This is a genomic window from Tahibacter sp., from assembly GCF_032229445.1.
Taxonomy (GTDB): domain Bacteria; phylum Pseudomonadota; class Gammaproteobacteria; order Xanthomonadales; family Rhodanobacteraceae; genus Tahibacter.
This window is the reverse complement of sequence record NZ_JAVTWC010000127.1, coordinates 86,445-106,213: the sequence shown is the minus strand read 5'-3', so window position 1 is coordinate 106,213 and position 19,769 is coordinate 86,445. Positions and strand designations below refer to the sequence as shown.

At 64.1% G+C, this 19,769-nt stretch carries 11 protein-coding genes; 8 read left to right on the top strand and 3 right to left on the bottom strand.

The window, feature by feature from the left end; genetic code table 11:
* Positions 1–1,809: an assimilatory sulfite reductase (NADPH) flavoprotein subunit gene (locus RUU78_RS24615; RefSeq protein WP_313920445.1), complete on the bottom strand. Its 1,809-nt coding sequence runs from the start codon at positions 1,807–1,809 to the stop codon at positions 1–3.
* 526 nt (positions 1,810–2,335) lie between these two features.
* Here RUU78_RS24615 and RUU78_RS24610 point away from each other — a divergent pair.
* The 4 genes from RUU78_RS24610 to RUU78_RS24595 all read left to right on the top strand — a co-directional run bounded on the left by RUU78_RS24610 (position 2,336) and on the right by RUU78_RS24595 (position 10,138).
* Positions 2,336–5,029 (top strand): immune inhibitor A domain-containing protein, encoded by a 2,694-nt coding sequence (locus RUU78_RS24610; RefSeq protein WP_313920444.1) that lies wholly within the window; start codon positions 2,336–2,338, stop codon positions 5,027–5,029.
* 142 nt (positions 5,030–5,171) lie between these two features.
* On the top strand, positions 5,172–8,027 hold the full coding sequence (gene glnE, locus RUU78_RS24605; protein WP_313920441.1) for a bifunctional [glutamate--ammonia ligase]-adenylyl-L-tyrosine phosphorylase/[glutamate--ammonia-ligase] adenylyltransferase: 2,856 nt from the start codon (positions 5,172–5,174) through the stop codon (positions 8,025–8,027).
* Between the two features lie 315 nt (positions 8,028–8,342).
* Positions 8,343–9,473 carry an AAA family ATPase gene (locus RUU78_RS24600; RefSeq protein WP_313920440.1) on the top strand — a complete coding sequence of 377 codons (1,131 nt, stop codon included), beginning with the start codon at positions 8,343–8,345 and terminating at the stop codon, positions 9,471–9,473.
* The gene (locus RUU78_RS24595; protein ID WP_313920438.1) at positions 9,470–10,138 is read left to right on the top strand and encodes a DUF4276 family protein; all 669 of its coding nucleotides are present in this window, start codon (positions 9,470–9,472) and stop codon (positions 10,136–10,138) included. The genes RUU78_RS24600 and RUU78_RS24595 overlap by 4 nt, the downstream gene beginning before the upstream one ends.
* 160 nt (positions 10,139–10,298) lie before the next feature.
* On the opposite strand, the gene RUU78_RS24590 is transcribed toward RUU78_RS24595, so the two are convergent.
* Both RUU78_RS24590 and RUU78_RS24585 read right to left on the bottom strand, forming a co-directional pair.
* Complete coding sequence (locus tag RUU78_RS24590) at positions 10,299–11,960, bottom strand: FAD-dependent oxidoreductase (RefSeq protein ID WP_313920437.1); 1,662 nt, start codon at positions 11,958–11,960, stop codon at positions 10,299–10,301.
* Positions 11,961–12,080: 120 nt separating this feature from the next.
* Positions 12,081–13,847, bottom strand: a complete 1,767-nt coding sequence (locus RUU78_RS24585; protein ID WP_313920435.1) for a di-heme oxidoredictase family protein — start codon at positions 13,845–13,847, stop codon at positions 12,081–12,083.
* A gap of 632 nt (positions 13,848–14,479) precedes the next feature.
* Between RUU78_RS24585 and lepB the strand changes: the two genes are divergently transcribed.
* The 4 genes from lepB to RUU78_RS24565 all read left to right on the top strand — a co-directional run bounded on the left by lepB (position 14,480) and on the right by RUU78_RS24565 (position 19,710).
* Positions 14,480–15,136 carry a signal peptidase I gene (lepB, locus tag RUU78_RS24580; RefSeq protein WP_313920433.1) on the top strand — a complete coding sequence of 219 codons (657 nt, stop codon included), beginning with the start codon at positions 14,480–14,482 and terminating at the stop codon, positions 15,134–15,136.
* A 1,087-nt stretch (positions 15,137–16,223) separates the two neighbouring features.
* The gene (locus tag RUU78_RS24575) at positions 16,224–17,312 is read left to right on the top strand and encodes an ABC-three component system protein (RefSeq protein WP_313920432.1); all 1,089 of its coding nucleotides are present in this window, start codon (positions 16,224–16,226) and stop codon (positions 17,310–17,312) included.
* The gene (locus RUU78_RS24570; RefSeq protein WP_313920430.1) at positions 17,309–17,803 is read left to right on the top strand and encodes an ABC-three component system middle component 2; all 495 of its coding nucleotides are present in this window, start codon (positions 17,309–17,311) and stop codon (positions 17,801–17,803) included. The genes RUU78_RS24575 and RUU78_RS24570 overlap by 4 nt, the downstream gene beginning before the upstream one ends.
* The gene (locus tag RUU78_RS24565; RefSeq protein WP_313920428.1) at positions 17,800–19,710 is read left to right on the top strand and encodes a hypothetical protein; all 1,911 of its coding nucleotides are present in this window, start codon (positions 17,800–17,802) and stop codon (positions 19,708–19,710) included. The genes RUU78_RS24570 and RUU78_RS24565 overlap by 4 nt, the downstream gene beginning before the upstream one ends.
* The last annotated feature ends 59 nt before the right edge of the window (positions 19,711–19,769 follow it).

Below are 19,769 nucleotides of genomic sequence, written 5' to 3'. Positions count from 1 at the left end.
TCAGTACACGTCCCGGGCGTAGCGGCCCTGCTGCTGCAACTGGTTCACGTAGGCGAGCGCGTCTTCGGGCGTCTTGCCGCCATGGGTGACGGCCACGTCGATCAATGCCGCGTGCACATCCTTGGCCATGCGCGTGGCATCGCCGCAGACATACAGGTGTGCGCCGTCCTCGAGCCAGCGATACAGCTGCGCGCCGTGTGCGCTGAGGTGGTGCTGCACGTAGACCTTGCGTTCCTGGTCGCGCGAGAACGCCAGATCCAGCTGCGCGAGGTGGCCACGCTTCAGCGCGTCCTGCCATTCCAGCTGGTAGAGGAAGTCACTGCGGAAATGCGGGTTGCCGAACAGCAGCCAGTTGCGACCGGTCGCTCCGATCGCGGCGCGTTCCTGCACGAAGCCGCGGAACGGCGCGACGCCGGTGCCGGGTCCGATCATGATCACGTCGCGCGACGGATCGCGCGGCAGGCGGAAGCGTTCGTTGTGTTCGATGAAGACCGGTACGCGGCCGGACTCTTCCTGGCGCGCGAGATGGTGCGAGGCCGCGCCCCAGTGCGTGCTGCCGAACGCCTCGTAGGCGACGTGGGCCACGGTCAGGTGCGCTTCCTCGCCGACCGCTTTCTGGCTCGACGCGATCGAATACAGGCGCGGCGTCAACGGGCGCAGCGCGGCGACGAGTTCCTCGGCCGACCACGCCGCCGGATACGCGCGCAGCAGGTCGATAACCTGGTAGTCGGCGAGCAGTGTCTTCAGCTGCGCGGCGTGGTCCGGCGACAGCAGGCGATTGAGTTCGGCCGAACCGGCCAAGGCCGCATGCTGCGCGATCAGCGGCCGCGTCAGGCGCGTGAGTTCGCGCTGTTCGCTCAGCCACAGGCGCAGCGGCTGGGTCGTCTCGTCCACGCTCACCGGCGTGTTCGCATCGAGTCGCAGCAGGTCGATGACGGCGTCGACGAGTGCCGGCGGATTGCGTGGCCACAGGCCGAGTGCGTCGCCGGGTTCGTAGCTCAGACCCGAACCTTCCAGCGACAGCTCGATATGGCGGATGTCCTTGTCGCTGCCGCGGCCGGTCAGGCGCTGGTTCGCGATGACTTCGGCGCTGAAGGGTTTTTCGCGCGACCACGTCACCGCCGCGGCGGGCCGCAGCGGGGTGACCGTCGCGAGCGGTGCCGTGGTCTTGAGCTGCTCGCGCGCCAATTGCAGCGCGCGCTCGGCCCAGGGTTTGGCGACGCGTTCGATGTCCAGGTCCGCGTCGGCGCGATCGAGCAGGCGCGTGGCACCGAGTTCGGCCAGGCGCGCGTCGAGCGCGCGGCCGATCTCGCAGAACTGCGGATAGCTGCTGTCGCCGAGTCCGAGCACGCCGAACCTGAGCTCCTTGAGTTCCGGCGCGCGCTTGCCGAGTACGAAGTCCACAAAGCCGCGCGCGTCGTCCGACGGCTCGCCGTCGCCCTGCGTGCTGACGACGACCACCAGCAGGCGTTCGGCCTTGAGTTCACGCGTCGGGTAGGCGTCGGCGCGCAGCAGCCGCACCTGCAGGCCGCTCGCTTCCGCCTTCTGCGCGAACTGCTCGGCCAGGCGCTTGGCGTTGCCGGTCTGGCTGCCGTAGACGACGCTGAGGCGCGGCGCACTGACGGGCTCCTTGGCCAGCGCCGCAGACACCGCGCGTGCCACGCCACTGCCGGGCTGGCTGGCCAGCCCGGCCGCATAGCCCGACAGCCACCACAGCGAGGAACTGTCCAGTCCGTCGACGAGCCGCGCGAGTTCGCCGGCCTTGGCCTCGGGCAGCGGGATCAGGGGCAGCGCAGGATGGGCGGACATGGGCATCACCGAATCGAAATGGACGTCCAAACGCCCAGTGATCGACGATGCTAGGCCTGCGCGAACACACCAGGAAAGGATGGGGGGTTATTCGGTTATGCCGCGCTGGTATGTCCGCGGCCGGCCGCAGAAAACGTGCAGCGGCGCGGGTTTGCGCCATGCTCGTCAACTGCTGCTGCAGCGCGGCGTGACGCCGGCGCTGCAATGGCCACAATCGGCTCCGTGCAGGCCCTAGAGTCTGCCGGGAGGGAACCCGCCACGGCTCCAGGGCTGTGGCGGGTTTTTTCGTCTGGCGCCGGCGTCAGCATGTCGACTGCCGGGATGGCACGAAGCGCCACCCGCCCACGGATACCGACGGTTCGTGTGACCCTCGTCACAATCGGCCACTTGTTCTGTTTTTCCAGCCGCGAACACCGCCCTGAGGCGGTTGTGGCCACCTTTGCCCAGGAACAGAATCCAGGACGGCTCCGTATGTTCTGGGGTGTATGGGGCCGCGTGCAGTTCACGGCTAGATTGGGAGATCAACGTGCAAAAACTGAACAAAATCGGCCTCGTACTGATGCTGGCCTTCGGATTGGCAGAGGGTGCCGCCGCCGCGGGACTCGACGCCGACAAGAGCAAGCTCACCCTGGAAGCTCTGGATATGGATCGGGTCGCGCAAGAAGACGCGATCGGCGACATCAAGGGCTATGGCAAGTACCGTTTTGCAGTACCTCATGATGTGCAAATCAATACCGCGGGCTACGGCCGCTGGGAAATCCGGCCGGACGGCATGAATGTCTGGACCTTCGAGGTCGAGACGCCCGACGCCGCCCACCTGAATTTCGGCTTCAGTCCGTTTTTCCTGCCCGACGGTGCGCGCCTGGTGATCCAGTCCAGGCAAGGCCTCGACAAGCTCGGCCCGTACACGGCGGAGCAGAACCTGCCCAGCGGCCAGTTCTGGACCCCCGTGCTCAAGGGTGAAGCGGCGATCATCGAACTCGAAGTGCCGGCCAATCGCATGGCCGAACTGAAGTTCGGCATCGTGCGCATCGGCCACGGCTACCGCGGCTTCGGCGCGACCGCCAAGCACTGCAAGGCCGGCGCCTGCAACACCGACGTCGCCTGCCTTTCCGCCGGCGATCCCTGGAACAACCCGCGCCGCTCGGTGGCGGCTTTCACCACCGGCGGCAGCGATACGTGTACCGGCTCGCTGGTCAACAACACCCTCAGCGACAAGCGCATGCTGTTCGCCACCGCGACGCACTGCGGCATCAGCAACGACACTGTCGGCGCCACCGTGGTGGCCTACTGGAACTACGAATCGGCCACTTGCCGCCGTCCGGGTTCCTCGGCCAGCGGCCAGATCGTGCCGCGCCCGACCACCACCAGCAGCGGCGTGCGCTTCCTCGCCCAGACGGCCAATCCGTTCTCGGGCTCGGCGCCGGCCGGCGACCGTTCGGACTTCACGCTGCTGGAATTCCTGCAGCCGGCCAATCCGGCCTACAACCTGTATTGGGCCGGCTGGGATCGCCGCAATCTCGATCCAGTCTGTGCGGCTCCGGTCGATCCGGCCTCGACCGACGGCCTGTGCGCATCGATCCACCACCCCGGCGTCGACGAGAAGCGCATCACCTTCGTCGAAGCCACCATGCAGACCGGCAACATCTCCGGCGCCACCGGCGTGCACTGGCATCCGTTCTGGGATCCGACGCCGCCGAACCTGCCGAACTTCCCGGCCGGCGGCACGCTGACACCCAGCGTCACCGAGCCCGGCTCGTCCGGCTCGCCGCTGTACAACGCGAACCAGCGCCTGATCGGCGTGCTCTCGGGCGGCCCGTCGGCTTGCGGCTCCACCGGCGCCAACCTGTCGGACTTCTACGGCAAGCTCGCGCACGCCTGGGACGGCCTGGGTACGACGACCACGGCGGTCAAGAGCTATCTCGATCCGGGCGGTACCAATCCGGACTTCATCGACGGCCGCGGCGAGTGCACCGCGCCGGACCAACCGACCAGCGTCGTCGCGACCGCCACCGCACCGAACCAGATCACGGTCAACTGGACCGCGGCCGCCGGCATCACGACGTATCGCGTCTTCCGCTCCACCGGCGCCTGTCCCGGCAGCAACTACACGCAGATCGCGGAAGTCACTTCGGGCACGTCCTACGCCGATACGACCGTATCGGGCGGCTCGATCTACAGCTACAAGGTCAGCTCGCGCGACACCGTGCAGCCCTGCGATTCGGCACAGAGCGGCTGCTCCAGCGCGACCGCGACCGGCGTCTGCTCGCTCGCCCCGTCGTTCGCCGGTCTCACCACCGCCAGCACGGCCGGTACGGTCAGCTGCGCCGTGAACCTGGCGTGGGCGGCGGCGACACCGAACTGCGGTGGCGGCGGCCAGATGCGCTACAACGTCTACCGCTCGCTGACCCCGGGCTTCACCCCGTCGGCTGCCAACGCGGTGCAGACCTGCGTAACCGGCACGACCTTCAGCGACACCAACGTCGGCGGCAACAACACTTACCACTACGTGGTGCGCGCCGAGGATTCCAGCGGCGCCGGCGGCGGCGTCTGCGCGGCGGGCCTGGAAGACACCAATACCGTGCAGAAGTCGGTCCAGCCGTCCGGCCCGGACACCGTCGCATTCAGCGACGACGCCGAATCCGGCCTGACCCAATGGACCGCGGCTGGTAGCGGCGGCGGCGCCGATTGGGCGCTCGTGACGACCCAGGCGCATTCGCCGACGAACTCGTTCTTCGTGCCCGATCCGGACGTGGTCAGCGACCGCACCCTGACCATGAACGGTAATGTCGCCGTACCTGCGGCGGCCGGCACCACGCTGGAATTCTGGATCCGCTACTTCAACGAGGCGAACTACGACGGCACGCTGCTGGAATACTCGCTCGACGGCGGCACCACGTGGACCGACATCCTCGGCGCCCAGGGCGCGGTCCCGGCTGATGCGAACCGCTTCATCACCGGTGGCTACAACGCCGTCATGAATGCCTCCGGCGCCTGGGGGGCGCGCACCGCCTGGCATGGCGACTTCAGCACGGCGTGGATCCGCTCCAGCGTCAACCTCAGCGCGTTCGCCGGCACCAACGCGAAGTTCCGCTTCCACTTCAAGAGCGATACGTCGGTCGCACGCGCGGGCTTCTGGCTCGATGACGTCCGTCTCTACTACGGCAGCGCCTGCGCCAACGGCGTGGATCCGATCTTCAAGGACGACTTCGAGCTGTAAGTCCCCAGTCCCGGCCGCGTGAGCGGCCGGGAGCGTCATTCGCGGGACCGGCCTCGCCTTGCGGCGGCGCCGGTCCCGCTTTTTGTCGGGCCCTGCCGACAGGCGCGCAATCCCCGCGCGAATCTGCTTGAATCGGCGGCCCATGACCTCTGCCGCGACTTCCTTCGCCGACTTCCTCGAGAACCGCTACGCGCATCTGCTTGCGCGCTGCCGCGAGGCCGGTGTGCCGTTCTACGACGACGCCGGCGTGGCCGAGCAATTGCAGCGCGTGCTGCTCGCGAGCGACTTCGCCTACGACTGCTTCTCGCGCGATCCGGCCCTGCTCGCGCCCGAGGCGCTGATGCTCATGAGCGATCCGCGTCCGGCCGACGCGCGCGTGTGGCAGATCGATCCGGCCGAGCGCGCCGAAGCGCGCCAGATGACGCTGCTGCGCCGCTTCCGCAAGCGCGAGGCACTGCGGCTGATCTGGCGCGACGTCAACGGGCTCGACAGCGTGACCGACACCCTCGACGGTTCCACTGCGCTGGCCGAAACCTGCCTCGAGTCTGCGTTGCGCTATGCCGAAGCCAATCTCGGCGCGCGTCACGGCCTGCCGCGCGACGCCAAGGGCCAGGCGCAGCGCCTCGTCGTGCTGGGTCTCGGCAAGCTCGGCGGCGGCGAACTGAATTTTTCCTCCGATGTCGACCTGATCCTGGCCTACGCCGAGAACGGCCAGACCGACGGCGCGCGTCCGCTCGACAACGAAGCGTTCTTCGCGCGCCTGGGCCAGCAGATGGTCAAGCTGCTCGCCGAAGTCAGCGTCGACGGTTACGTCTATCGCGTCGATCTGCGCCTGCGCCCGTTCGGCAACGCCGGCCGCGTCGCGCTGTCGTTCGCCGCGATGGAGCAGTACTACCAGCGCGAAGGCCGCAACTGGGAACGCTATGCCTGGATCAAGGCGCGGCCCGTCGCCGGCGACCTCGCCGCCGGCAAGCGCCTGTGCGAAACGCTGCGGCCCTTCGTCTACCGGCGCTATCTCGACTACACCGCCTTCGGCGGCCTGCGCGAGATGAAGGCGCTGATCGACGCCGAAGTCGTGCGCAAGGATCTCACCGACAACCTGAAACTCGGCCCCGGCGGGATTCGCGAGATCGAGTTCATCGTGCAACTGCTGCAAATGATCCGCGGCGGCCGCGAGCCTAGCCTGCGCGTGCGCGGCCTGCTGCCGGCGCTGGCCGCGTGTGAACAATTGGGCGTCATGGAAAAAGCGCGCGCGCAGCAGTTGCGCCGCAGCTATCTGTTCCTGCGCCGTGCCGAAAACCGCCTGCAGATGCTGCGCGACGAACAGACCCACGCCTTGCCCGCCGACGCGCAGCTCGTCGAGCGCATCGCCCAGGCGCTGGGCCATGCGGATACTGCTGCCTTCCGAATCGCGCTGGCGAACGAACGCGACGGCGTCGCCGAAGAATTCCGCGCCCTGCTCGCGCCGCTCGACAAGGGCGCCACGCCGCTGACGCCCGACAGCTGGCTGCAGCTGTGGCGCAACCTCGACCGCGACGACGGCAACGCGAGCGAACTGGCCGAGGCCGGCTTCGTACCCGCAGAGCCCGTGCGCGAGGCGCTGCTCGGCCTCGTGCGCTCGCCCGCCGTGCGCAGCATGGCCAGCGGCTCGCGTGAACGCTTCGACCGCCTGATGCCGCAACTGCTGCAGGCCGCCGCGGCGAGCCGCGCGCCGGCGGCCTGCCTCGAACGTCTCGTGCGCCTGCTGCACGCGATCGTGCGGCGCGCGGCCTATCTCGTGCTGCTCGACGAACAGATCGGAGCGCGCAAGCGCCTGATCGCGCTGTTCGCCGACAGCGCATGGTTGGCCGAGCGCGTCATCGCGCATCCGCTGCTGATCGACGACCTGTTCGACCCGCGCCTCGACGCCGTGCCGGTCGACCGCGGCGCTATCGAATCGGAAATCGCACGCCGCGTCGCAACGCTCGACGGCGGTGATGCCGAAGCGGAAATCGAACTGCTGCAGGAGATCAAGCACAGCCTCGGTTTTCGCCTGGGCCTCGCGTTCCTCGGCAGGCGCGCCGACGCGGTCGACACCTCGCGCCGGCTCGCCGTGCTCGCCGAAACCCTCGTCGCGACCGTGCTCGCGCACGCCGAGCGCGACGCGATCCGAGCACACGGCAAGCTGCCCGGTCACCTCGGCAGCGGCAGCGGACTGGCCATCGTGGGCTACGGCTCGCTCGGCGCCGCGGAGCTGGGCTTCGCGTCCGATCTCGACCTGGTGTTTCTCTACGACGAAGCGCTGGGTCAGGTCGACAGCGACGGCGCGAAGCCGCTGGACGGGCAGCGCTACTACGCACGCATCGCCCAGCGCGTGGTGCACCTGCTGACCACGATGACGCGCGCCGGCCGGCTCTACGAAGTTGACGTGCGCCTGCGTCCCGACGGCGGCAAGGGATTGCTCGTCACCAGCGTGCAGGGCTTCGCCGACTACCAGCGCGAGCGCGCCTGGACCTGGGAGCATCAGGCACTCGTGCGCTCACGATTGCTCGCCGGCGACAGCACCCTCGCGCGCCGCTTCGCGAGCGCCCGCGCCGCCGTGCTCGGCCTGCCGCGCGAAACCGACGCGGTGTTCGAACACGTCGCCACGATGCGCGCGCGCTGGCGTGCCGAACGTGATCGCTCCAACCCGGACCAGCTCGACATCAAGCAAGGTGCCGGCGCGCTGCTCGATATCGAATTCCTGCTGCAGGCCCTGGTGCTGGCCCACGCGGCGCGGATTCCCGCGCTGCTCGAATCGAGCAACAGCGCGAACCTGATCCGCATCGCTGCTGCGCATGCACTGCTATCCGAAGAACAGGCCGGTCTGCTGGCCCGCGCGCACGCGACGCTGCTCGATGCTGCACTGACCTGCACGCTGGACGCCCGGCCGCGCATTGCGCGCCGGAGCGAGGTGCTGGATGTCGCGGTGGCCGACGTGCTGCAAGTGGCGCGTGCGCTGGGGTTGGCGTTTGGGTGAACGGGCCCGCGTGCCGGTACTGCGCGGGCGACACTAGAATACGAATACGCTGCTATCCGGATCACGCTGTTGACTCTATGCATCATGCTCGATGAGCGGCTTTCAGGTAGCTAGCCCATCTGAATTTTCGAAGTTCGGGAAAGGCGCGTGAATCCAGTGGCCTGCGGATTGCTGCCACGATGGCTTGTGCACTACCCTGCCATTGTTTGGCGCTTAACGGCTGGTGGTGAACGTCGCCCGGGCAATACACCCCACTTCGCGCGAATCGCAGCGAGTAGGACGTAGAAAGTATGTTTTTCGCGGAGTGCTCTTGAAATGCAGATACACGACCATCCTCCGCGCCTGAAAGGCCGTATCGCCGAACTCAGCGTGGAAGGTTTTCGCAGCCTTGAACGAGTCGAAAAGCTCAAGTTGCTGCCACTGACAGTACTCATTGGCGCTAACGGTGTCGGCAAATCCAGCTTCATACGATTCTTCGAAATGCTTGGCTGGATGATGCGTGCGCAAAAGCTGCAGGAGTTCGTGCTACGGCAGGGCGGAGGCGACGATCAGTTCTTCATGGGATCGCGCCGCACCACGCAGATCAACGCGAGTATCCGTATTGAGACTGACGTAGGTTTGAACGACTACCGGTTCGGCTTGGCACACCTGTCTGCCGGCGACCGCGTGATGATCATTGACGAGGGATATCGGTTCTCCGCGAGCGACAAACCTGGCGAGGCCCGTTGGACCGCGCTGAGCGGCCCCAGTGCCGAATCGCTCTTGCCGCAGCAGGTGAACAAGACCGCTAAAACCATCTTTCGCCTGCTGCGGGAATGCACTACGTATCAGTTTCACGATACGTCGGCCAATGCCAATCTCCACAAGAGCTGGGACACTTCCGACTGCGTGCGTCTGCGTTCTGACGGTGGGAATCTCGCGGCCATACTGCTCGAATTGCGAACCAACGCGCTCACACGCTACTCGCAGATCGTTCGCCAGATTCAACGTGTTTTCCCTACGTTTTCTGACTTTGTGCTCGAGCCTGCTGCTGGCAAGGTGCTACTACGCTGGAAGGGCAGTCATAGTGACAAGGTATTCGGCGCACATCTCACATCCGACGGCTCTCTGAGGCTGTTCTGCCTGCTCACGTTGCTAGGCCTCCCCGACGAACGCTTACCCGACGTGCTGTTCTTCGACGAGCCTGAACTTGGCTTGCACCCTCATGCAATCACCCTAGTCTCGGAAATGATGAAGCGTGTGGCGCAGGTCAAGCAGGTTTTCATCGCAACACAGTCACCGTATATGGTCGACTGCTTCAATCTTGAAAACTTGATCGTGGCGAATAGCATCAATGGGGCGACAACATTGCGAAATTTGCCCAGGGTCAAGTATCAGGAATGGCTGGATGACGATTACCTGCTATCGGACATTTGGCTCAAGGAGCCAGTCGGTGCTGTTCCATGACCCGGATCTGCATCGTCTGCGAAGGCCAGACGGAAGTCGAGTTCATCCTGCGGTGTGTCACGCCGCATCTGATGGGTTATCAGATAACCGCCTATCCAAGCCTACTTCGCGCACCTTCCGGGCAGCATCGCGGCGGCAGGGTAACGGTCGAGCGCCTCGTTAACTTCATGATGCATGAGTACCACAACGCCGATCGCGTTACCTCATTGGTGGATTTCTACGGGTTCCAAGACGCCGCAGGTCGCACCAGGCAGCAGCTTGAGCAAGCGATCTTTGACGGCCTGGTAGGCGGCAAGCTAAAAGCCGATCCGCGCTATGTCATGCCGTATGTGCAGATGCACGAATTCGAGGCTCTGCTGTTCTCGGACATTGAGCAGTTCCAGTTCGTGCTGGATGGCTGGAACGAGAAAGTTAGGACTTCGCTAGCCGTTGTGAAACGGAATTTCGAAACACCGGAACACATCAACAATAGTCGAGAAACGGCACCGTCCAAACGCATACTCGAGATATTCGAACACCGTTCCTACAACAAAACGGAGCACGGCCCGATCATTGCGCAGGAGATCGGTTTGCCTGCGATACGTGCGCACTGCCGTCAGTTCGATGCGTGGATGGCAGCGCTGGAGGCCTGGGGCCAGCCCCAGAAACTATCGCATGAGCCTTGACGTTGCCCGCGGATTCCGCCTTGATGAACGTACCGATCTCGTTCCTTGATAGTCCGAAAACGCTATTCGTGGATCAGCTCGGCGGCGTATAAACGAGGCGAAGGAAGGAAGTGCGCAGCGCATACTGCACACAGGCCTGACTTCGTCGGCTACCACCCAATCAGGTCGTCCCGCCATCCCCATCCGCCACCCACGCCGTCAACCCGAAGTAAGTCGTCAGCACGATATCCGCCGACCGCAGCGCGCCGTTGACCCAGCCTTGCTGGTCCGAATACGCCTCGCCACAGGTATACAAGGCCAGGTTTGCATAAGGCCGCGCCAGCTGCGGAATCACGTCGCGGTCGTCGGCGCCGCGGGCCCACTGGTGGTAGGCGTAGCCGAAGAATTCGCTGTTGCCCCAGCGGCGGTAGCTGGTCAGTACGGGCTGCGGCACGGTGAAGGTTGCGAACACGTCCTGCAACTGGCGGCGCATTTCGTCGACCACCGCCTGCGACGCGGCGAACAGCACCTGCGGTACTTCGCCGTCGTAGTGCTGCTGCAGCGGGGACGTGAATGCCGGGCCGATCTCCTGCAGCTCCTGCCAGAAATCCGCGTTGTTGAAATCGCAATACAGGGTCAGCGCGGCCGGTCCGGTCGCCGAGGTGCCGGCGATCGGATCGAAGACGTAGAACGAATCGGCCGGCAGGTCGGTGAACGAGGGGCCGTCGGCGATCGGCGCGCGGTTCGTGCTGCCGTCGCGCCACCACGCGTTGTCGAAATACAGATTCACCTTGGTCAGCACCATGCCCACGGCCGCATCGAGATTGTGCTGCAGCCGCGCGTACGCGTCGCCGTCACCGGCGAGCAGCGGCGAGGCCGTGGTCAATGTCTGCAACGCGTTCTTCGGCAGCGCGAGGATCACGCGGTTGGCGCTGATGTGGCCGTGCTGCGGCGCATCCGGATAGACGCCCGGCGTCGACAGCCAGCGCGCGCCGATGCGCTCGTCGGCCGCGGCCTCGAGCGCGACGACCGTGGCGCCGATCGTGATCGAGGCCTTGCCAGCAATCTGCGCCACCAGCGCATCGATCAGCGTGCTGAAGCCCTGGTCGAAGGCGTGGAATTTCGGATCGCTCGGAAAATCCAGCAGGATCTGCAGTGCGTCGCCGGCGTTGGAACTCGAATGGAACGGCCCGGCGAAGCCGAGCACATCGCTGAGCATCGCGATGCATTCCTGCGAATAGCCGTAGCGGCGCAGCAGCGACCACAGGCCCCAGGCATTGAGCGGCGTGCCGTCGTAGTGAAACGCGTTGCGGAAGCGCTGCCAGAACTGCGGCGTCGGATTGGCCGGCGGATCGCAGCGGTTCTGCGCGAGGATGGCGCGATAGACGCTGTCGATCAGCTGGCCCGGGCTCAGGCCCTGCTCGCGCACATCGAGCGTATACAGCGCGCTCCAGATCGCATTGCCGTTCGCCGCGGCCTCGCCGACGGTGAAGCTGTGGCCGCGCACGTAGTAGCGGTTGTTCGCATCGCCCATGCCGAACGGAACGATGTGCGAATCCAGATTCAGCCGGTGCGCGAGTTCCATCAGTTCCTGCATCTGGAAGTTGAAGCGCATGCCGCCTTCTTCATCCTTGGCCTCGACCGGCTTGCCGCTGTCGTCGAGGATCACGACGCGATCGGTGTCCAGGCGACCGCCGACGCGGCCGTCCTTCTCGACGATGGCGATCTTCAGGCCCGGCGTTTCATCGAGCAGACGATAGGCGCAATACAGGCCGGACACACCGCCGCCGACGATCAGCACATCGACGTGTTCGGGCGGACGGACAAACGCGGCGAGGCTCATGGCAGCGGTTTCCGATGGGGTTCGTCGTGCAGTGATCGGACCGCGGCATCGACGCGCGCCGACGCCGCGTCGCCCGCTGCGCGAACGGCCAGCGTCCGCGAGCGGGCAGGGGCGGGCGTGCTACTTGCCCTGGTGGATGTCGATGGCGATCGGCAGGCGCTGCGCGAGCAGGAACGCGACCACGGCCTGCTGGTCCGCCTCGCTCAGCTGCTTGAACGCATCGACGACCGGATTGGCTTCGCTGCCTGGGCTGGAATGGAACAGGATGGCTTCCTTCAGCGTGCGCGCGCGGCCGTCGTGCAGCCACGGACCGGTGTCGGCCACGCCCCACAGAGGACGGGTCAGGAACAGCGGCGGCGCGATCTCGATGCCGGTGACGTCCGCGCCCTGCACGCCGACATCCTGCAGGCCGCTGCCCATGTTGTGCGTGCGCAGATCGCTGAGCAGCGGCACGGTGACCGGTGCGGTGTTCGTCCGTGCTGGCAGGCGCGGATAGACATAGGCCGGCGCGTCGCCGGGCTTGGTCAGGTTGATGCGCAGATCACCGGCACTGAGCGCCGGCACCGGCACGCTGGCCAGCAGCGAGTTCACCGACGCGTCGATCGCCTCGGCATTCAGCGACTTGGCATCGGTGGCTTCGAGGTTGAGTGCAGCCGCATTGCCGTGCGCGAGGATCGCCGCGACGCGCAGCTTCACCTGCTGCGTGGTTGCGTGGCGCTCCGGCGGCTCGGGATTGATCAGCAGCGTTTCGCTGGGGCAGCCGTCCATGGACGTGACGTTGGCCACGCCGGGATCCTCCACCACCAGTTCCGGCAGTTCCAGCGTGAGGCTCGGCAGATGGCAGCTCGCGCACATGGTGCCGGTGAGGCGGCCGTCGAGATCCCTTGCCGTGCCTTCGAAAATCGCCTTGCCGCGCTCGAAGCGATCTTTGCCCGGCTTGTCCGTCGGTATCACCACATAGGGCGGGCGCGTCATCGCCACGAACGACGTCAGCGCCGTGACATTGCCCAGCGTCATCTCATCGATCTTGCCGTCGCGGTCGCAGTCGATATGGCCGACCTTCTCGACCGCCTGCATGCTGAAGTGGAAATCCAGCGCATCGCGTACGAAGTGGCGCACGCTGGACGCGATGCCCTTCCACTGGAACGGACGCACGATCAGGTCCGACGCCACGCCGGTGACCTTGCTGGTGTCCGGCGTGCATTGGCCAGTGGGATCGCACTGCGTGGCATAGGTGCCGAACGGCAGGCCTTTGGCGCGCAGCGGAATGCTGAGCGACACCGGGCGGCCTTCGATCTTCGCGAGGCGGATCGCCGCGCGCGTGATGATCTCGCGCCGCAGCCCCAGCTCCGTCGACATTTCCCCGCCGACCGACTGCGCATAGCCCGTGCCGAATACATGCGGCGGATTACGGATCAGATACGTCAGCTGCCACGGGAAATTCGGATTGATGAAGGCATTGCTCGCGAGGCCCGCCGAGCCGCCGACGGGACTGGGCTTGCGCAGCAGCGCCTGGGTCGAATAGTCCGGCGGCACGTAGCTGCCGATGGTGTTGTGGCATTCGTAGCAGCTCTGCGAGTCGAGCCCGTTGACACGCAGGAACGGAAAGTTAGGGAAAGCCTCGGGATACAAAGCCTGGCGCTGGCGTGCACGCGGGCCTTCCTGGCCCTCGCCGTGGCCGTCCTCCGGCGTGAACGGCGTGGTGTGGAAATCGCCGCCGGACTCCAGGATCTTGCGCAGCGGATAGTCGTGGATCCGGGCCTGGTCGATGCTGACCTGCGGCGTGATGGCCGGCTGCTGCGCCACGGCCGTGGCGGCCGCACCCAGAACGACAACGACCCCGAACACTGGCGCGAAACGCGCCTTCGATCGAACGATGCGACGCATGGCTTTCCCCTGGCTGGGTGCTGAGCTTGGCTGGGCGCGACGAGTATAGGTCTGCAATAAAGCAGAAAACAATACATACACTAGCGGCGAATTTTCGGCGCATGAGGCGCTGATAAGCGCAAATTTTCGGCTAAAACTATCAGAGAAAATGCGCGGGGAATGCGCTGCTGTCGGGGCGCTTCGACTCCTGCCACAGGAAGGCGAAGCGTCCGATGGACAGGCAAGTCGGGATCGGTGGTTTCCGGACGAGCGAAGCGCCCCTGCGAAGCGTTGTGAGGCATCCGCTTGCGCCTACGGCGTCGTGGCGCCCCTCGGCGAGCGCGCGGCCGAATGCCGGCGCATCCGCCGCGCGCGCGGAGTGCGTCGTGGCGCTTGGCACAGGGCAGCACCATTGACGTCACAGGGCAGGTCGTTCGATCGGATCGCGTCTTCCGACGCGCGCGGAGGCCGTCCGCTGCGGGGCGCACGCACATGGGCAGCGCGGTCGCACTCGCTGGCCTCGCAACGCGAGCCGACGCGAGTGCAGTGCGCTATAGAATCAGGGCGGCGCCGCCCCGGAACTTCGGCGCCGCCGTTCCATCCAAACCGTTTCGGCCTTGCCGCACCCGCGCACCGCTACCCGAGATCCCGCCATGAATGCGAAGAACCTGTCCAGCCTGATCCGCCGCAATCGCGGCTTCCTCGTGTTCGTTGTCCTGATGGTCGTGTTCCGCAGTTCCTTCGCCGACTGGAACACCGTGCCGACCGGTTCGATGCTGCCGAGCATCGTCGAAGGCGACCGCATCCTCGTCGACAAGCTCGCCTACGACCTCAACGTCCCACTCACTCACCACAGCCTCGCGCGTTTCGCCGATCCCCAGCGCGGCGACGTCATCATCTTCGATTCCGCCGCCGCCAACACCCGCCTCGTCAAGCGCGTCGTCGGCATCCCCGGCGACCGCGTACAACTCATCGACAACCGCCTCATCGTCAACGGCATCGCCGCGCAGTACGACGGCATCGAAGAGACGCAGAACGCCGTATTCGCGAACGAACACCTGCTCGGCATCACCCACCGCGTACGCCTGAGCCCCCACCTCACCGCGCGCGCCAACTTCGGCCCGGTCACCGTCCCCGAAGGCCACTACTTCGCCATGGGCGACAACCGCGACAACAGCGCCGATAGCCGCGTCATCGGCTTCGTCCCGCGCGACGAGATTGGCGGACGTACGCAGCGCATCGTGATGTCGCTGAACTACGAGAACAACTACGTGCCGCGGTCGGATCGGTTTTGGAAGCGGCTCGATTGATTGGGAATACTGGAAGCCGATGTGGCGGCTGGTGTTCTGGCCGGCGCCGAAAGCCCCCACTTCGGGGGCTTTCGTCATTTCAGGGTAGATCGGCAGCCGCTCCGGTAGAGGCACAGCCTGGAGCTGTGTACCTGGCCATTGATGCGCCGCTTACCACGCGCCCGTAGACTGACAGGCCGATCGAAACCCAGCTTTCGTGCACGATGCCTGAAAATCACTCACGCGAGACTGACTATCAGTCATCGGTGTCTGCTTTTCAGGCACCGCTGAGTGATCGCTACTCATCAATGATTGATCGTCAATCACCGTCCTCTGAAAATCAGAGGCCAGCGAGTGGTTCACTACCCGTCGTCCTCTGAATTTCAGGCATCGGTGACTGGTTTCCAGTCGTCGGTGAATGGAAATTGGCGATCGACGCGTGCCGCGCAGTCATCGGTCTCTGGCAATCAATCAACGCTGAGTGATTTTCAGGAGACGAAGCGCGGTGCGAAGTTATCGAGGTCGGGGCGGCGGCCGAGATGCCGCGTCAGTCTTGCTCGTGCGACAGGAAATCGGTGGAGCACTCAGAGTGCATCATGAGCGACCCATGCGGATCCTTGATCGCCGGGCGGCGCCAACACGACAATGAGACTGTCCTCGTCGCCGCCACGACTTCAAGGCCGATTATTTCCGTACCGCTGCACACCGTTGTCATCGCCGCTTGAATATTCCGGTTCATGAGAAGCCAAGGTTCCGGCCCACGGGAAGCCAGCATTCCGGGCCATGTGAGGCCACGGTCTCGGGTCATGGGAAGCCAGCATTTCGGACCATGTGAAGCCAACTGGAGGGGGCGGATTCCGGTCCATGGGAAGCCAGTGCGGATGGGGGCATGTTTCCTGCCACGGAGATTGGGCGATCAGGCGCCGAGTAGGTGGGGTAAGGTAAGCGACAAATGCGCTCGTAGACGCAAAATCAGCTGACAGCATTCATCCTCGAACTGCGCTTAGCTCGCCTGCTGGGGCCGCCCAGTGGGGCAAAGGGAAGGGCGCCGCGCCTCGGATGCGGAACTCAAATCGGCCCAAGAGTGCGGTCTGAACGGAGGTAAGGCATGACGGGGAAGTGGGATGCCATCAAGAAACCACCAGACCCTCCGACCGCCGTCACTGCCTCCCAGGTGGCCACCGGTCCTGTTATGCCACCGCAGCAACGGTTGATGATCTACTCCCCCAATGAGTGGGAGGGATTTGTCGAGGAGTGGGCTTACTACTGTCTTCCGGCGACGTATAAAGGCGTGCGGCGATTCTCGGGCGCCGGAGACATGGGAATCGACGTTGCCGGCTTCGTGGACGACGCGCGTTTGCAAGGCGTCTGGGACAACTATCAGTGCAAGCACTATGACCACGCCATCATGCCCAGCGATGTCTGGGCTGAGTTTGGCAAGGTCATCTGGTATTCGTATAACGGTGAATATAAGCCGCCGCGCCGTTACTACTTCGTTTCCCCACGGGGTGCGGGCACATCCCTCAGTCGGCTGTTTGCGAATGCTGAAAAGCTACGCGAAGAGCTGATTGCCAACTGGGAAAAGCACGTCAAAGGCGCCATCACGAATACCCAGGCTGTACCACTCGATGCGAAGCTCAAGGCCTATGTAGACGCGTTTGACTTCTCCATATTCGATGCCAAGACATCCCTCCAGCTCGTCGCCGATCACAGTAAGACCCCGGTCCATTCCGCGCGTTTCGGTGGTGGACTGCCCAATCGCCCAGCGTCAAAGAAGCCGCCGCAGCAGGTCACCGCCACCGAAAGCCGCTATGTGAAGCAGTTGCTCGGTGCATACAGCGAACACACCGGCAAGACCGTGACCAACCCCGCCGCTTTGCCGGTGGCAAAACTCAAGGATCACTTCCGAAGGCAGAGAGAGGCGTTCTATGAAGCTGAATCGCTGCGCGTGTTCGCGCGCGACAGTGTTCCTCCGGGCACTTTTGAGTCTCTGCTGGACGACATTCATGGTGGTGTGATCGATACGCACGACGCGACTCACACCGATGGTTTCGAGAAGGTCTGTGCCGTGACGAAGGCGGCACGGGACATGCAGATTACGGCCAATGCCCTCATCACTTGCACGAATCCCAAGGATCGGGATGGGATCTGCCATCAGCTTGTGAACGAGGAGCGCCTGCGGTGGACCAAGTCATGAGCCGGGAAAGCAAGCCGGCCACGTTCAATGGGCCATTGGAGGCAGGCATTCGGGCGGTCTCGATTCTGGGCGCGGCCTACCCGCAGACCTACGATCTTCAGCGCCTCGTGGCCCTCGATTATTTGCTGGTGCATACCGGTGATATCGATGGCCCGGACAACTTGCATCCACCCACGCCAACCCCCTCGGCTGAGCTGCTCGTCCGCCGCAAGCTGGTCGAGCAATCGCTGCTTCTGATGATGACCCGCGACCTCGTGGCGCGTGAAGTCACTGCAGATGGCATCAGGTACGGGGCGGGTGAGAACGCCACGACCTTTCTGTCCTCCGTGTCTTCTGGCTACCTGGTGGCTCTCAAGGAGCGTGCGATCTGGCTTGTAGACACGGTCGGAAGTCTCACCGAAGAGCAGTTCAAAAAGATAATGCGGCGCTTCTTTGACAAGTGGGTCGAGGAGTTCCAGCACGTTGAGCGGAGCGTAGGAGGCGATCCATGAGTGAGCCGCATCTGGGTTTTCGCCTGCGCTTTCTCGGCTTTTTCGGGCCGGACAAGCCGCCGGCGAGTATTACGTTCGGGCCAGGCTTGAACGTCCTCTATGGTTCGTCGGACACCGGAAAATCGTTCGTTGTCGAAGCTGTCGATTTCATGCTGGGCGGCAAGCCACCGCTGCGCGATATACCCGAGCGTGTCGGCTACGACCTCATTCTTCTAGGCATGGAAACACTAGCCGGCGAGTCGTACACACTGTGGCGTAGCATGGAGGGCGGGGCATTCCGGCTATACGACGGGTTGCACGAAGCACCGCCCGAAGCCGAAACGCCATATAAGCTGCTGGACGACAAGCACAGTGAGAAGAACGACACGAACCTGTCGTCATTCCTCCTGAACTTCTGTGGCCTGGGCGGAAAGCGCGTGCGGAAGAACTCGCGAAACGAAACTCAGAGCCTGAGCTTTCGAAATATCGCGCGTCTGATGATCGTCGACGAGACGGAAATCATTGATAAAACTTCGCCCCTGTTTGACGGTAACCCCACAGCCAACACGCCTAATGTCGCGACGTTCAAGCTACTTCTGACGGGGACGGACGATTCCACACTGGTCGCCAGCAATAGAGGCCAGCCTGAAGAGCTGACTCGCGACGGCAAGCTCCAGCTTCTCGATCAGCTTCTTGATGACTATCGGGCGCGACTGAAGGAGCTCACCAAGAGTCCGAAGGAGCTGGAGGAACAGCTCGAGAAGCTCGACACTTCACTGCGACAGCAAGCTATCCAGGTAAGCACCACAGAGGCAGAGTTTCAGGAGGCTGCCGGCAAGCGGCGTGAGTTGAGAAAGAAGCTGGAGGAGAGTCGTGAGCGACGTGCGGAAGTAGGGGCCATGCTGGAGCGATTTGCCCTTCTGGACAGGCACTATGTGTCCGATATCGAACGGCTACGCGGCATCGAAGAAGGCGGAACATTGTTCAATGTGCTCGGCGCTGGTGATTGTCCGCTTTGCGGTGCCACACCGACCCATCACCGTCCTGACGCTGACTGCAATGGAGACACAGTCGCAGTCGTTCAGGCGGCCCGATCCGAAATCGCCAAGATTGCAGTGCTACGTGCAGAACTGGCAAAGACGGTTCGTGACCTTGAGCGCGAAGGGGCTAGCTTTGATCGAAGGATGCCAGCTGCTATCGAGGAGCTAACGTCGATTTCCGAGTCTGTTGAGGAGTTGATTTCGCCAAAGCTCTCGACCCTCCGGAGGTCCTACTCTGAGTTCGCTGATAAGCGGGCCGAGGTGCGCGAGGCGCTTGCTCTCTATGCCACGGTGCAGGACATGGAGCGTCGATACGCGGATCTGGAGAAGGATTCTGACGATGCGAAGAGCGACACGTCCGGCAGCACGGAGATCTCAACCACGGTGACCCACGCTTTCGCCAAGACTGTTGAGAAGATCCTGGCGGATTGGCACTTTCCCGGCTCGGGGGACGTGCACTTCGATACCAAAGCCCGTGATCTGGTCATTGGCGGAAAGTCACGTAGCGCTTTCGGCAAGGGGTTCCGAGCCATCACCCATGCGGCCTTCACCGTAGGGCTTCTTGCTTTCTGCCGGAAACATCGCACACCCCATACTGGCTTCATCGTTCTCGACTCCCCTCTGCTCGCCTATCGAAAGCCGGATGGGACAGAGGATGATCTGAGAGGCACTGATCTCCAGGAGCAGTTCTATGCTTACTTGGAAGCGTTGCCCAGCAACACTCAGGTCATCGTGGTCGAAAATATCGATCCACCCGAGGCGATCATGAGCCTTGAGCAGTCGTTGATGTTCAGCAGAAACCCCCATCATGGTCGCTATGGCCTATTTCCTTTCAGCGGGGATCTCACTGCCGACGACCAACCATTGCTACTAGAGTCAGACCAATAGCCGCATCTACGCTGGCCGTCGTCCGCGAGCGTTATCGTTCAAACAGTGCCGTTCTCAGG

What these genes read in the sequence shown, in the direction of transcription:
- RUU78_RS24590 (WP_313920437.1), bottom strand. Translation starts at nt 11,960, where the DNA reads ATGAGCCTCGCCGCGTTTGTCCGTCCGCCCGAACACGTCGATGTGCTG.
- lepB (WP_313920433.1), top strand. Translation starts at nt 14,480, where the DNA reads ATGAATGCGAAGAACCTGTCCAGCCTGATCCGCCGCAATCGCGGCTTC.
- RUU78_RS24570 (WP_313920430.1), top strand. Translation starts at nt 17,309, where the DNA reads ATGAGCCGGGAAAGCAAGCCGGCCACGTTCAATGGGCCATTGGAGGCA.
- RUU78_RS24585 (WP_313920435.1), bottom strand. Translation starts at nt 13,847, where the DNA reads ATGCGTCGCATCGTTCGATCGAAGGCGCGTTTCGCGCCAGTGTTCGGG.
- RUU78_RS24575 (WP_313920432.1), top strand. Translation starts at nt 16,224, where the DNA reads ATGACGGGGAAGTGGGATGCCATCAAGAAACCACCAGACCCTCCGACC.
- RUU78_RS24565 (WP_313920428.1), top strand. Translation starts at nt 17,800, where the DNA reads ATGAGTGAGCCGCATCTGGGTTTTCGCCTGCGCTTTCTCGGCTTTTTC.
- RUU78_RS24615 (WP_313920445.1), bottom strand. Translation starts at nt 1,809, where the DNA reads ATGTCCGCCCATCCTGCGCTGCCCCTGATCCCGCTGCCCGAGGCCAAG.
- RUU78_RS24595 (WP_313920438.1), top strand. Translation starts at nt 9,470, where the DNA reads ATGACCCGGATCTGCATCGTCTGCGAAGGCCAGACGGAAGTCGAGTTC.
- RUU78_RS24600 (WP_313920440.1), top strand. Translation starts at nt 8,343, where the DNA reads ATGCAGATACACGACCATCCTCCGCGCCTGAAAGGCCGTATCGCCGAA.
- glnE (WP_313920441.1), top strand. Translation starts at nt 5,172, where the DNA reads ATGACCTCTGCCGCGACTTCCTTCGCCGACTTCCTCGAGAACCGCTAC.